This is a genomic window from Streptomyces sp. NPDC090025, from assembly GCF_044748125.1.
In the GTDB taxonomy this organism is placed as follows: Bacteria; Actinomycetota; Actinomycetes; order Streptomycetales; family Streptomycetaceae; genus Streptomyces.
This window is the reverse complement of sequence record NZ_JBIVFL010000014.1, coordinates 22,118-35,257: the sequence shown is the minus strand read 5'-3', so window position 1 is coordinate 35,257 and position 13,140 is coordinate 22,118. Positions and strand designations below refer to the sequence as shown.

The 13,140-nt window shown below is 73.1% G+C and carries 12 protein-coding genes; 10 read left to right on the top strand and 2 right to left on the bottom strand.

The annotated features are described in order from the left end of the window. Positions 1–69: 69 nt before the first annotated feature. Together ACIPXM_RS27330 and ACIPXM_RS27325 are read right to left on the bottom strand one after the other, a co-directional pair. The gene (locus ACIPXM_RS27330) at positions 70–1,353 is read right to left on the bottom strand and encodes a GNAT family N-acetyltransferase (RefSeq protein ID WP_401660939.1); all 1,284 of its coding nucleotides are present in this window, start codon (positions 1,351–1,353) and stop codon (positions 70–72) included. 232 nt (positions 1,354–1,585) lie between these two features. Continuing rightward, positions 1,586–2,527, bottom strand: coding sequence for a cation diffusion facilitator family transporter (locus tag ACIPXM_RS27325; protein ID WP_401660489.1), 942 nt, complete (start codon positions 2,525–2,527; stop codon positions 1,586–1,588). Between the two features lie 501 nt (positions 2,528–3,028). Here ACIPXM_RS27325 and ACIPXM_RS27320 point away from each other — a divergent pair. The 10 genes from ACIPXM_RS27320 to hpnD all read left to right on the top strand — a co-directional run bounded on the left by ACIPXM_RS27320 (position 3,029) and on the right by hpnD (position 13,135). Next, on the top strand, positions 3,029–4,873 hold the full coding sequence (locus ACIPXM_RS27320) for a DUF5941 domain-containing protein (protein WP_401660937.1): 1,845 nt from the start codon (positions 3,029–3,031) through the stop codon (positions 4,871–4,873). Further along, a complete protein-coding gene (locus ACIPXM_RS27315; protein WP_401660487.1) occupies positions 4,870–5,619 on the top strand; it encodes a sugar phosphate nucleotidyltransferase in 750 nt (249 codons plus the stop codon). The genes ACIPXM_RS27320 and ACIPXM_RS27315 overlap by 4 nt, the downstream gene beginning before the upstream one ends. Beyond that, a complete protein-coding gene (locus tag ACIPXM_RS27310; protein WP_401660484.1) occupies positions 5,607–6,668 on the top strand; it encodes an iron-containing alcohol dehydrogenase family protein in 1,062 nt (353 codons plus the stop codon). Before ACIPXM_RS27315 ends, ACIPXM_RS27310 begins: the two co-directional genes overlap by 13 nt. After that, positions 6,646–7,425 (top strand): CDP-alcohol phosphatidyltransferase family protein, encoded by a 780-nt coding sequence (locus ACIPXM_RS27305; protein ID WP_401660482.1) that lies wholly within the window; start codon positions 6,646–6,648, stop codon positions 7,423–7,425. Before ACIPXM_RS27310 ends, ACIPXM_RS27305 begins: the two co-directional genes overlap by 23 nt. Positions 7,426–7,436: 11 nt before the next feature. Then, complete coding sequence (locus ACIPXM_RS27300) at positions 7,437–8,321, top strand: glycosyltransferase family 2 protein (protein ID WP_401660479.1); 885 nt, start codon at positions 7,437–7,439, stop codon at positions 8,319–8,321. Between the two features lie 49 nt (positions 8,322–8,370). After that, positions 8,371–9,300, top strand: coding sequence for an ABC transporter permease (locus ACIPXM_RS27295; protein WP_401660476.1), 930 nt, complete (start codon positions 8,371–8,373; stop codon positions 9,298–9,300). After that, positions 9,293–10,078 (top strand): ABC transporter ATP-binding protein, encoded by a 786-nt coding sequence (locus ACIPXM_RS27290; protein ID WP_401660473.1) that lies wholly within the window; start codon positions 9,293–9,295, stop codon positions 10,076–10,078. Before ACIPXM_RS27295 ends, ACIPXM_RS27290 begins: the two co-directional genes overlap by 8 nt. A gap of 230 nt (positions 10,079–10,308) precedes the next feature. After that, the gene (locus tag ACIPXM_RS27285; RefSeq protein WP_401660470.1) at positions 10,309–10,953 is read left to right on the top strand and encodes a TetR/AcrR family transcriptional regulator; all 645 of its coding nucleotides are present in this window, start codon (positions 10,309–10,311) and stop codon (positions 10,951–10,953) included. 314 nt (positions 10,954–11,267) lie between these two features. Continuing rightward, positions 11,268–12,188, top strand: coding sequence for a squalene synthase HpnC (gene hpnC / locus ACIPXM_RS27280; protein ID WP_401660467.1), 921 nt, complete (start codon positions 11,268–11,270; stop codon positions 12,186–12,188). Next, positions 12,185–13,135 carry a presqualene diphosphate synthase HpnD gene (hpnD, locus tag ACIPXM_RS27275; protein WP_401660464.1) on the top strand — a complete coding sequence of 317 codons (951 nt, stop codon included), beginning with the start codon at positions 12,185–12,187 and terminating at the stop codon, positions 13,133–13,135. Before hpnC ends, hpnD begins: the two co-directional genes overlap by 4 nt. Positions 13,136–13,140 lie beyond the last annotated feature (5 nt).

The window sequence follows — 13,140 nt, the reverse complement described above, 5'->3', positions numbered from 1 at the left end:
TTCGGAGGCCGGACATGGCCGCTCCCACCGCACCGGAGTACGCCCCGGTGCGCGGGAACGGCCGTTCCGTCAGACCCCGAACGCGGCCGGATACGCGATCATGCCGCTGGTCACGGCGCCGGAGCCGGTCAGGTCCAGCGCCATCATCGCCTCGTCGGGCACGTCGAAGCCTGGCCGGATTCCATACGCGGACGCGCGTTCGAAGCCGAACCGCGGGTAGTACTCCGGATGGCCGAGCACGAGCACCAGGCGCTCCCCGCGCAGCCGCGCCGCGTCGAGCACCGCCCGGGTGACCGCCTGACCCGCGCCGGTGCGCTGGTGCTCCGGCGCCACCGCGACCGGCGCGAGCGCCGCCGCCGGGACGCCGTCCACGTGGCACCGGGTGATCAGGGCGTACGCGGCGACCGTGCCGTCCGGCGCCTCGGCCACGTACGAGAGCTCCGGCAGCCAGGCCGCCGGGTCGGCGCGCAGCGCGTCGACCAGACCGGCCTCGTCGGGGCCCCCGAACGCGGCCAGGTTGATCTCCCGGACCCGGTCGGCGTCCGCGGCCGTCTCCGGCCGGGTGCGCCAGCGCGGGTCGGCCGGGCGCAGCACGAAGCCGGTGTAGCCGTAGTCCGTGCCGTGCGCCCGGCGCATCGCGATTTCGGCGCGCGCCCCGGAGACCGCGTCGGCCATGCCGGGCACCGTGGTGTCCGCCGCCCCGGCCCGCTCGCCGAGCGGCCCGTAGTAGGCGTCCCAGTCGCTCTCCGGCTGGGGGACGGTGGCGAGCACGTGATAGCCCGCGGCGACGGCGGCCGCCGCGTTCTCGGTGACGGTACGGAGCGGGTAGTGCTCCGACCAGAAGGCCAGGGCCTCCGGGTGCGGCCGGTCGGTGGTCCAGGCGCACTCGGTGACCACCAGGGTGCCGCCGGGCGCGAGCAGCCGCCGCCAGGCGGCGAGCGCCCGGTCGAAGCCGAGGACGAAGACCGAGCTCTCGGCCCAGACCAGGTCGAAGGAGCCGTCGGGCAGCTCGTCGAGCGCGCCCATGTCGGCGCGCAGCGTACGGATCCGGTCGGTGAGCCCGCGCTCGGCCGCGGCCTCGCGCAGTTCGGCGAGGAACGGCTCGTGCAGGTCGACCGCGGTGACCTCGGCGCCCGCCTCGGCGGCGAGCAGCAGCGCGGAGCGGCCCGGGCCGCAGCCCAGGTCGAGCACGCGCGGCCGGTCGGGGAGCGGGCCCGCGGCGGTCAGCAGCCGGCGGGTGGTGGCGTCGGAGCCGGGACCCTGCCGGGGCAGACCGCGGTGCAGCGCGAAGAACGCCTCATGGGCGGCCTCGGCGCTGCCTGCGTCGTTGGTGGTGGTGTTGCTGTTGGTGATGCCGTTGTCGGACAACGTGGGAAACCCTTTGTGTGAGGGCTCCGGCCGACGTCATGACGTACCGGTGGGAGAACCGGGGATCAGATCAGCCGGAGACCCGGGAGCTGAGGCTGGACCGGGTGCCGCCGCTGTGGGCGGCCTCCATCGCGACGGTCATCAACCCCAGCTCCTCTCCATGTCACACCCGGATGTCACATCCGGACCGAAGTCTTCCTCGTCGAGGCTAACAGCCTCAGAGGCAGAGCTTGGCCTCGTGCTCGGCGTGCCCGGCGGGCTCCAGCTGGAAGGTGCAGTGCTCGACGTCGAAGTGCGAGCCCAGGCAGCCCTGCAGATCGTGCAGCATCTTCTCGTGCCCGACCGCGTCCAGCACCTCCGGCCGGACCACCACGTGCGCCGAGAGCACCGGCATCCCCGAGGTGATCGTCCAGGCGTGCAGGTCGTGCACGTCCTCGACGCCGGGCAGGGCCACGATGTGCGCCCGCACCTCCGCCATGTCGACGCCCTTGGGGGCGGACTCCAGGAGCACGTCCAGGGTCTCGCGCAGCAGCTTGACCGTGCGGGGCACGATCATCAGGCCGATCACGATCGAGGCGATCGGGTCGGCGTACTGCCAGCCGGTCAGCAGGATGATGCTCGCCGACACCAGCACCGTCACCGAGCCGAGCGCGTCGGCCATGACCTCCAGATAGGCGCCCCGGACGTTCAGGCTCTCCTTCTGCCCGCGCACCAGCAGGGACAGCGAGATCAGGTTGGCGACCAGGCCGACCAGCGCGAACGCGATGGTGAGACCGCCGCGGGTCTCGGCCGGTTCGACGAACCGCTGGATCGCCTCGTACAGGACGTAGCCGCCGACGCCGAGGAGCAGCAGACAGTTGGCGAGCGCGGCCAGGATCTCGGCCCGGGCGAAGCCGAAGGTGCGGTTGCCGCTCGGCGGCCGGTTGGCGAAGTGGATGGCGAGCAGCGCCATCGCCAGGCCGAGGGCGTCGGTCGCCATGTGGGCGGCGTCCGCGATCAGGGCGAGCGAGTCGGAGACGACGCCGCCGATGATCTCGACGACCATCACGGAGAGCGTGATGCCGAGTGCGATCCGCAGCCGCTTCCTGTAGGCCAGGCCCGCGGTGCCGGTCGGCGGCGGGCCGCCGTGGCTGTGTCCGTGGTCGTGTCCAGCCCCCATGGCGTGGCCTCCCGGTCAGGTCGGTGGGTGGTGCTCGGTCGTGGTGCCCGCGAGGGCCCGGACGGTGTTCCCGGTGATGCCCTCGATTCGCCAGTGAACTACGGGTGGGGGGTATGTGCAACACGGTACTGAACACCGTTGTCATATGCTCTGACCTGCGGATATCCCTTTCGGTCCGGTACGGAGCGGCGGTGGCCGGAACCGTGCGCCGGACCCTGCCTCCTGACCTGGGTACGGAGCCGCGCGCGGGAGTGCGCGACGGCGCGGTTTGTCGCCCGGTGCGCCCATCGCCGATGATGATCCCGTCCGCACCACGGCGCATCCGCGCGGACACGGGGCGGCCCACGGGCGGCCGGGCCGCGAAACCTCGGTGAACTCGGCGCTCCGCCATCCGATAGCCTCAGCCGACGTGCCGCCGCCGGTGCCGGGCCGCTGAACCGTGTCCCGCGCCGCGTGCCGCCCCCACCGGCCCGTCCGCCAGCTCCAAGGAGTGAGTTCGCCCTGTCGACCGCCATCCTCACCGGCCCGCCGGTACCCGGATCGTCGCTCGACGCCGATCTGCGGGCCCTCGGCTTCGCTGTCGAGGTCGCCTCGGGGCCCCGGGAGACCGCGGCCCTGCTCGCCCGGGTGCCCGCCGGGCAGCGCGTCGCGCTCGTCGACCCGCGCTTCGTCGGCCACCGGCACAGCCTGCGGCTCGGCCTCACCGACCCCCGCTTCGCGGCCGCCGCGGTGCCCGGCGCGCTCACCGCGCGCCCCGAGGCCCGCCCGGCCCTGGCCCGCGCCCTCGACGCGACCGCCGCCGACACCGCCGCCACGGCCCCCGGCGCCGCCCACCCGGGCGCCGGGCACCCCCAGGTGCTCACCGCGCCGCTCACGGACACCCTCGCGGACGCGCTCGACGCCGACGGCGTCACCGTCCACCGGCCCGCCCTCGGCACCCTGGTCGCCGCCGTCCCCGACGAACCCGAGGCACGCCACCAGGCGCGTACCGCCGTCCAGGCCGTCGACGAGGAGGCCGTCCGGCTCAAGTCCGCCGTCAAGGCCCACGACGGGTTCTTCACCACCTTCTTCATCAGCACCCACTCGCGCTACCTCGCCCGCTGGTGCGCCCGCCGCGGCCTGACCCCCAACCAGGTCACCACCGCGTCGCTGCTCACCGCGCTGCTCGCGGCCGGCGCCGCCGCCACCGGCGAGCGCGCCGGATACGTCGCCGCCGGTGTGCTGCTGCTGCTCTCCTTCGTGCTCGACTGCGCCGACGGGCAGCTCGCCCGCTACTCGCTGCAGTACTCGACCCTCGGCGCCTGGCTCGACGCCACCTTCGACCGGGCCAAGGAGTACGCGTTCTACGCCGGGCTCGCGCTCGGCGCCGCCCGCGGCGGCGACGACGTGTGGGTCCTCGCGCTCACCGCCATGGTCCTGATGACCTGCCGCCATGTCGTCGACTTCTCGTTCAACGAGGCCAACGCCAAGACCGGCGGCGGCTCCGCGAGCGCCGGACTCGCCCTCTCCGACCGGCTCGACTCGGTCGGCTGGACCGTCTGGGCCCGGCGCATGATCATCCTGCCGATCGGCGAGCGCTGGGCGATGATCGCCGTGCTCACCGCCGTGACCAGCCCCCGGGTCGTCTTCTGGGCGCTGATCGTCGGCTGCTCCTTCGCCGCCTGCTACACCACCGCGGGCCGGCTGCTCCGGTCGGTCAGGAACCGCACGCCCCGCCCCGAGGCCGCCGCCCGCGCCCTCTTCGAGCTCACCGACACCGGCCCGCTCGCCGCCGCCTTCGGGGCCCTCGGCCGTCCGCGTGGCGCGGCCCGCCGCGCCGCCCCGCTGCTGCTCGCCGTGACCGCCGTCCTGCTGCTCGCCGCCGGACTGCTCAGCGGCCACGCCTGGGGCGCCGTCGCCGGAGCCGCCGCCTACGCCGTGCTCTCCGGCCTGGCCGTCGCCCGGCCGCTCACCGGCCCCGTCGACTGGCTGCTGCCCCCGCTGTTCCGGGCCGGTGAGTACGGCACGATCCTCGTGCTCGCCGCCCGCGCCGACGCCGCCCAGGCCGTGCCCGCCGCATTCGGCCTGGTGGCGGCGGTCGCCTACCATCACTACGACACGGTCTACCGCATCCGCGGCGGCACCGGCGCCCCGCCCGGGTGGCTGGTGCGCGCCATCGGCGGCCAGGAAGGCCGCACCCTCGTGGTGACCGTGCTCGCCGCCCTGCTGGCGCACCGCGGCGACGACTTCACCACCGCCCTCACCGCCCTCGCGGTCGCGGTCGGCCTCGTGGTGCTCGTGGAGTCCATCCGCTTCTGGGTCTCCTCCGGAGCACCCGCCGTACACGATGAAGGAGAGACAGCATGATTGGCCTCGTACTGGCAGCCGGTGCCGGACGCCGTCTGCGCCCCTACACCGACACCCTTCCGAAGGCCCTCGTGCCGGTGGACCCGGCGGGCGACGGCTCGCTGACCGTCCTCGACCTCACGCTGAAGAACTTCGCCGAGGTCGGCCTGACCGAGGTCGCCATCGTCGTCGGCTACCGCAAGGAGGCCGTGTACGCGCGCCAGGCCGAGCTGGAGGCGAAGTACGGCCTGAAGCTCACCCTGATCGACAACGACAAGGCCGAGGAGTGGAACAACGCCTACTCCCTGTGGTGCGCGCGTGAGGTCCTCAAGCGCGGGGTGATCCTCGCCAACGGCGACACCGTCCACCCGGTCTCCGTCGAGAAGACCCTGCTCGCCGCCCGTGGTGAGGGCCGCCGGATCATCCTCGCGCTCGACACCGTCAAGCGGCTCGCGGACGAGGAGATGAAGGTCGTCACCGCCGAGGGCAAGGGCGTCCAGAAGATCACCAAGCTGATGGACCCGGCCGACGCGACCGGCGAGTACATCGGCGTCACGCTGATCGAGGCGGAGGCCGCCGAGGAGCTGGCCGACGCCCTGAAGGCCACCTTCGAGCGCGACCCCGACCTCTACTACGAGGACGGCTACCAGGAACTGGTCAACCGCGGCTTCACTGTCGACGTGGCCCCCATCGGCGACGTCAAGTGGGTCGAGATCGACAACCACGACGACCTCGCGAAGGGCCGTGACATCGCGTGCCTGTACTGACCCGGCTCATCCCCTCGCCGGTCGTCGTCGACATCCGCCCCGGAGCCCTCGACGACCTCGCCAGTCTCCTGGCGGACCAGCGGATCTCCAGCAACGGCCGGATCGCCGTCGCCATCAGCGGCGGCTCAGGGCTGAAGCTGCGTGACCGGTTCGCCCCCGAGCTGCCGTCCGCCGACTGGTACCCGGTCATGGGCGGCACCATCGACGAGGCCGTCCGGCTCGCCGACGCCATGCGCGGCAAGCGGTACGACGCCGTCGTCGCGCTCGGCGGCGGCAAGATCATCGACGTGACCAAGTACGCGGCGGCCCGGGTGGGCCTGCCGCTGGTCGCGATCGCGACGAACCTGTCGCACGACGGTCTGTGCTCGCCGGTGTCCACCCTGGACAACGACAACGGCCGCGGCTCCTACGGCGTCCCGACACCGATCGCGCTGGTCATCGACCTCGACGTGATCCGCGACGCCCCGATCCGGTTCGTCCGCTCGGGCATCGGCGACGCCATCTCCAACCTGTCGGCCATCGCCGACTGGGAGCTGTCGCACCGCGAGACCGGCGAGAAGGTGGACGGCCTGGCGGCCGCCATGGCCCGCAGCGCGGGCGAGGCGGTGCTCCGGCACCCCGGCGGCGTCGGCGACGACGACTTCCTCGTCACCCTCTCCGAGGGCCTGGTGATGTCCGGCATCGCGATGTCGATCAGCGGCGACACCCGCCCCTCCTCCGGCGCCTGCCACGAGATCAGCCACGCCTTCGACCTGCTCCACCCCACCCGGGCGGCCAGTCACGGCGAGCAGTGCGGTCTCGGCGCGGCCTTCGCCATGCACCTGCGCGGCGCCCACGACGAGTCCGCGCAGATGGTCGAGACCCTGCGCCGGCACGGCCTGCCCGTGACGCCCGAGGAGATCGGCTTCACGATCGAGGAGTTCGTGCAGGCCGTGGACTTCGCCCCGCAGACCCGGCCGGGCCGGTTCACCATCCTCGAACACCTCGACCTTTCCACGGACCAGATCAGGGACGCGTACGCCGACTATGCAAAAGCCATCGGTAGCTGAACTCCGGCCGGTCGTGCACCCCCCGGGTGTCAAGGACCGCCGCAGCGGCGAGCACTGGGGCGGCCGCCTGTACATGCGGGAGATCTCGCTGCGGATCACCCGCCGCCTGGTCACCACCCGGGTCACGCCCAACCAGCTGACCTACCTGATGACCGTGTGCGGCGTGCTCGCCGCGCCCGCGCTGCTCGTGCCGGGCATCTGGGGCGCCGCTCTCGGGGTCCTCATGGTCCAGCTCTACCTGCTGCTCGACTGCGTCGACGGCGAGGTGGCCCGCTGGAAGAAGCAGTTCTCGCTCGGCGGCGTCTACCTCGACCGGGTCGGCGCCTACCTGTGCGACGCCGCCGTGCTCGTCGGCTTCGGACTGCGCGCCGCCGACCTGTGGGGCGGCGGCCGGATCGACTGGCTGTGGGCCTTCCTCGGCACCCTCGCCGCGCTCGGCGCCATCCTGATCAAGGCCGAGACCGACCTGGTCGGCGTCGCCCGCCATCAGGGCGGCCTGCCGCCGGTCAAGGAGTCGGCCGCCGAGCCGCGCTCCTCCGGCATGGCGCTCGCCCGCCGGGCGGCCGCCGCGCTCAAGTTCCACCGCCTGATCCTGGGCATCGAGGCGTCGCTGCTCATCCTGGTCCTCGCGATCGTCGACCAGACCCGCGGCGACCTGTTCTTCTCCCGGCTCGGCGTCGCCGTGCTCGCCGGGATCGCCCTGCTGCAGACCGTGCTCCACCTGGTCTCGATCCTGGCGTCCAGCAGGCTGAAGTGAGGTCCGGCACCATGCCCCGGCCGATACGCCTCGGCGCCGTCGTCATCACCATGGGTGACCGCCCCGAGGAACTGCGCGCCCTGCTCGACTCGGTCGCCCGACAGGACGGCGACCCGGTCGAGGTGGTCGTCGTCGGCCAGGGCGTGGTGCCCACCGGACTGCCCGCGGACGTCCGCGTCGTCCCGCTGCCGGAGAACGTCGGCATCCCCGCCGGCCGCAACATCGGCATCGCCGCCTTCGGCCCCGGCGGCACCGACGTCGACGCCCTGCTCTTCCTCGACGACGACGGCCGCCTCGCGGCCACCGACACCGCCGAGCTGATCCGGCAGGCGTTCACCGCCGACCCCCGGCTCGGCATCATCAGCTTCCGGATCGCCGACCCGGACACCGGCCGCACCCAGCGCCGGCACGTCCCCCGGCTCCGCTCCGCCGACCCGCTGCGCTCGTCGCGGGTCACCACCTTCCTCGGCGGCGCCAGCGCGGTGCGCACCAAGGTGTTCGCCGAGGTCGGCGGCCTGCCCGACGCGTTCTTCTACGCGCACGAGGAAACCGATCTCGCCTGGCGCGCTCTCGACGCCGACTGGATGATCGATTACCGTTCCGACATGGTGCTGCTGCACCCCACCACTCCACCGTCCCGGCACGCGACGTACCACTTCAACGTGGCCCGCAACCGAGTCTGGCTGGCTCGCCGAAATCTCCCCGCACCCCTGGTGCCGGTCTATCTCGGTGTCTGGCTGCTGCTCACGCTGGCACGGCGGCCCTCCGCGTCCGCGCTCAAGGCGTGGTGCGGCGGATTCCGGGCGGGCTGGCGGAGCGACAGCGGTCCGCGGCACCCCATGCGGTGGCGTACGGTATGGCGGCTGACCCGACTGGGTCGCCCGCCCGTGGTCTGACATCGTGGTACCCCACGTGCCGCGCATCCCGAACACGAAAGTTTCGACTGTGAGTGACACATCCCAGGACGGTGGTGTCGTGACGAGCGACCGTCCATCCGCCGACGACGGCCTGAGCTCGGCCGAGCTGGCGGCGAAGTACGGACTCTCCGTGAGCGGTGCCCGGCCCGGCCTCGCGGAGTACGTCCGCCAGCTGTGGGGACGCCGCCACTTCATCCTGGCCTTCTCCCAGGCGAAACTCACCGCCCAGTACAGCCAGGCGAAACTCGGCCAGCTCTGGCAGGTGGTCACCCCGCTGCTCAACGCCGGTGTGTACTTCCTGATCTTCGGCGTGATCATCGGCGCCGACCGCGGCATGTCACGGTCCGTGTACATCCCGTTCCTGGTGACCGGCGTCTTCGTGTTCACCTTCACCCAGAGCTCGGTGATGGCCGGCGTCCGCGCCATCTCCGGCAACCTCGGCCTGGTCCGTGCCCTGCACTTCCCGCGCGCCTCGCTGCCCATCTCCTTCGCGCTCCAGCAGCTCCAGCAACTGCTGTTCTCGATGGTCGTGCTCGTCGTCGTCGCGGTCGCGTTCGGCAGTTACCCCGGACTCAGCTGGCTGCTCGTACTCCCGGCGCTGCTGCTGCAGTTCGTCTTCAACGCGGGCATCGCGATGATCGTGGCCCGGCTCGGCTCCAAGACCCCGGACCTCGCGCAGCTGATGCCGTTCATCATGCGCACCTGGATGTACGCGTCCGGCGTCATGTTCTCCATCCCGGTGATGCTCCAGGACAAGCCTGCCTGGATCGCCGACCTGCTCCAGTACAACCCGGCCGCGCTCCATATGGACCTCATCCGGTTCGCGCTGATCGACGGCTACGGGGCCGCCAACCTCCCGCCGCACGTCTGGTTCGTCACGCTGGCCTGGTCCCTGGTGGTCGGCATCGGCGGCTTCGTCTACTTCTGGAAGGCTGAGGAGAGGTACGGACGTGGCTGACAGCGACCAGGGCCGGGTGCCCACCGTCATCGCGGACGACGTCCACATCGTCTACCGGGTCAACGGCGGCTCCGGCGGCAAGGGCAGCGCCACCGCCGCGCTCAGCCGGATGCTCGGCCGCCGCAAGGGCCAGTCCGAGCGCGGGGTGCGCAAGGTGCACGCCGTGCGCGGGGTGTCCTTCACCGCCTACCGGGGCGAGGCCATCGGTCTGATCGGCTCCAACGGCTCCGGCAAGTCGACGCTGCTGCGCGCCATCGCGGGCCTGCTGCCCACCGAGAGCGGCAAGGTCTACACCGACGGCCAGCCCTCGCTGCTCGGCGTCAACGCGGCCCTGATGAGCGACCTCACCGGTGAGCGCAACGTCATCCTCGGTGGTCTCGCCATGGGCATGAGCCGCGAGGAGGTCAAGGCCCGCTACCAGGGCATCGTCGACTTCTCCGGCATCAACGAGAAGGGCGACTTCATCTCGCTGCCGATGCGGACGTACTCGTCCGGCATGGGCGCGCGGCTCCGGTTCGCCATCGCCGCCGCCAAGCAGCACGACGTCCTCATGATCGACGAGGCGCTCGCCACCGGTGACCGCAAGTTCCAGATCCGCTCCGAGGCCCGCATCCGCGAGCTCCGCAAGGAGGCCGGCACGGTCTTCCTGGTGAGCCACAGCAACAAGTCGATCCGCGACACCTGCGACCGGGTCCTGTGGCTGGAGAAGGGCGAACTGCTCATGGACGGCCCGACCGACGAGGTCATCGCCGCCTACGAGCGCGAGTCCGGCAAGTAGCCGCCGGTCCGCGGGTACGCCGCACCCCGCCCCCGCCGGTCCGACCGGCGGGGGCGGAGTCGTCCCCGGACCCGACGGCCGCCGCCCCGGTGCCGGGCACCTCCGCGGCCGGTGGCGCCGACGTGCTCCGGCGCGTGCCCGCGGCGATCCGTGTCCGTTCGCGTCCGGTTTTCGCGCGTCGCGCCCCCGCCCGGAATGTTCATGCGGTCAACATCGGGCAGGATGAGCGCATGGCAGCGATCTCGGGAGGCAAGACCTATCACCACGGCGACCTGCGCAACGCCCTCATCTGCGCGGCCGTGGACCTCGCCCGCGAAGGAGGTCCCGAGCGCGTCGTGCTCCGCGAGGCCGCCCGCCGCGTCGGCGTCTCGCCCACCGCCGCCTACCGGCACTTCGACGGCCGCGGCGAACTCCTCGCCGCCGTCCGCGACCACGCCAGACGGGCGCTCGCCGACTCCATGGAACGCGCCGCCCTGCGGGCCCCCGGCGCCGACACCCCGGCCCTCGCCGCCGAGGCCAGGCTCGCCGCGCTCTGCCGGGGCTACGTGGCCTTCGCCGTCGAGCAGCCCGGGCTCTACCGCTCCGCCTTCGGCACGCCCCGTACCGCCCCCGGGGACCCCGGCACCGAGCCCGAGGCCGCCGTGGCGGACGTACGGGCCTTCACCCTGCTCACCGACGCGCTGACCGCCCTCGCCGCCACCGCCCGGCCGCCCCGCGCCTCCCGCCCCGCCGCCGACGCCGCCGCGTGGTCCGCCGTCCACGGACTGTCACTGCTGCTCCTGGAGGGCCCGTTGCGCCGCCTCCCGGCCCAGCGCCGCGACGACGTCGTCGACTCCACCCTCGCCATGGTCGTCTCCGGCACCCGCGCCCACTGAACCGGACGGCCCCGAGGAACCGTCAGGAACGAGTCAACTCCCGTCCCTTACGGGAAGGTTGACGGACGCCCGGACGTTGCCCCGGAACGGCCCGCCCCCGGGCGCGGCCCGCCGCCGGGCGCCCCGTAAGCTGGACCGGTCTGATTCGCGGCAAGTGGGGCGATACCCCTCTGCGTCCCCCAGGGGCAGGGCTCGGCGGCGTGTCCGAAATAGGATGGATTCGATCCGCGGTGTAGAACGGGAGATGTGACGGCCATGACGCAGAATCTCCAGCTCCACGAGGGTGTCGCCGTCCCCGCGTCGGGCAGCGGCCGGTGACGGGCACCCGGCAGGTGCGCGCCGACGCCGCCTCGCACGGCACGCTCGACAAGGCCGCCGACGAGAACTTCCCGGTGGCCCCGTTCTTCCTGCCCCGGGCCTGGCGGGACGACCTGATGGCCGTGTACGGCTTCGCCCGGCTCGTCGACGACATCGGCGACGGCGACCTGGCCCCCGGCGGCGCCGACGCCCGCCACCTCGGCGTCGCCCCCGGACACGCCGACGACCGGGTCGCCATGCTCGACGCCTTCGAGACCGACCTCATGCGCGTCTTCGACCCGGCCGACGGACCGCCCCGGCACCCGCTGCTGCGCGCCCTCGGCCCCACCGTCGACCGCTGCCGCCTCACCCCCGAGCCGTTCCTCGGCCTGGTCGCCGCCAACCGGCAGGACCAGCTGGTCCGCCGCTACGAGAGCTACGACGACCTGCTCGCCTACTGCGAGCTGTCCGCCAACCCGGTCGGCCGCCTCGTCCTCGGCATCACCGGCACCGCGACCCCCGAGCGGATCGAGCGCTCCGACGAGATCTGCACCGCGCTGCAGATCGTCGAGCACCTCCAGGACGTCGCCGAGGACCTCGGCCGCGACCGGATCTACCTGCCCGCCGAGGACCTGAAGCGCTTCCACGTCACCGAGGACGACCTCGCCGCACCCACCGCGGGAGCCTCGGTGCGCGCCCTGATCGCCTTCGAGGCCGACCGGGCCCGCGCCCTGCTCGACGCGGGTGCCCCGCTCGTCGGCAGCGTCCGCGGCCGCCTCCGACTGCTGCTCGCCGGCTTCACCGCCGGCGGGTACGCGGCACTCGACGCCGTCACCGACGCCGGCTTCGACGTGCTGCCCGGGCCGCCCAAGGCCAGCAAACCGAGTCTGATGCGCCGGGCGGGCGCCGTGCTGCTCGCCGCGCGGAGAGAGGGGTGAGCCGCACCGTGGAGGGACAGCCGCAGCCGTCCGCACCGGTCCAGGCCGCGTACAGCTACTGCGAGGCCGTGACCGGCGGACAGGCGCGCAACTTCGCGTACGGGATCCGGCTCCTGCCGACCGAGAAGCGCCAGGCCATGTCGGCCCTGTACGCCTTCTCGCGCCGGGTCGACGACATCGGCGACGGCCCGCTGCCGCCCGCCGAGAAGAAGGAGCGCCTGGAGGCCACCCGTACCCTCCTCGGCCGGATCGTCGCCGGGGAGGTCGAGGAGGACGACACCGACCCGGTGGCCGTCGCGCTGAGCGACGCCGCCCGCCGCTTCCCGCTGCCGCTCGGCGGGCTCGACGAGCTCATCGACGGCGTCCAGATGGACCTGCGCGGCGAGACCTACGAGACCTGGGACGACCTCAAGATCTACTGCCGGTGCGTCGCGGGCGCCATCGGCCGCCTCTCGCTGGGCGTCTTCGGCACCCAGCCCGGCGCCGTCGGCGCCGACCGGGCCGCCGAGTACGCCGACACCCTCGGCCTCGCGCTCCAGCTCACCAACATCCTGCGCGACGTCCGCGAGGACGCCCAGAACGGCCGGGTCTACCTGCCCGCCGACGACCTCGCCAAGTTCGGCTGCGGCGACGGCTTCGGCGCCGACACCCCGCCGCCCGGCGCCGACTTCGCCGGTCTGATCCACTTCGAGGTGCGCCGGGCCCGCGCCCTGTTCGCCGAGGGCTACCGGCTGCTGCCGATGCTCGACCGCCGCAGCGGCGCCTGCGTGGCCGCCATGGCCGGGATCTACCGTCGCCTGCTCGACCGCATCGAGCGCGACCCCGAGGCCGTGCTGCGCGGCCGGGTCTCGCTGCCCGGACGCGAGAAGGCGTACGTCGCCGTCCGCGGCCTGTCGGGACTCGACGCCCGGCACATCTCCCGGCGCACCCTGCGGAGGCCCGCGTGACCGCC

What these genes read in the sequence shown, in the direction of transcription:
- ACIPXM_RS27285 (WP_401660470.1), top strand. Translation starts at nt 10,309, where the DNA reads ATGGCAGCGATCTCGGGAGGCAAGACCTATCACCACGGCGACCTGCGC.
- ACIPXM_RS27325 (WP_401660489.1), bottom strand. Translation starts at nt 2,527, where the DNA reads ATGGGGGCTGGACACGACCACGGACACAGCCACGGCGGCCCGCCGCCG.
- ACIPXM_RS27300 (WP_401660479.1), top strand. Translation starts at nt 7,437, where the DNA reads ATGCCCCGGCCGATACGCCTCGGCGCCGTCGTCATCACCATGGGTGAC.
- ACIPXM_RS27305 (WP_401660482.1), top strand. Translation starts at nt 6,646, where the DNA reads ATGCAAAAGCCATCGGTAGCTGAACTCCGGCCGGTCGTGCACCCCCCG.
- ACIPXM_RS27315 (WP_401660487.1), top strand. Translation starts at nt 4,870, where the DNA reads ATGATTGGCCTCGTACTGGCAGCCGGTGCCGGACGCCGTCTGCGCCCC.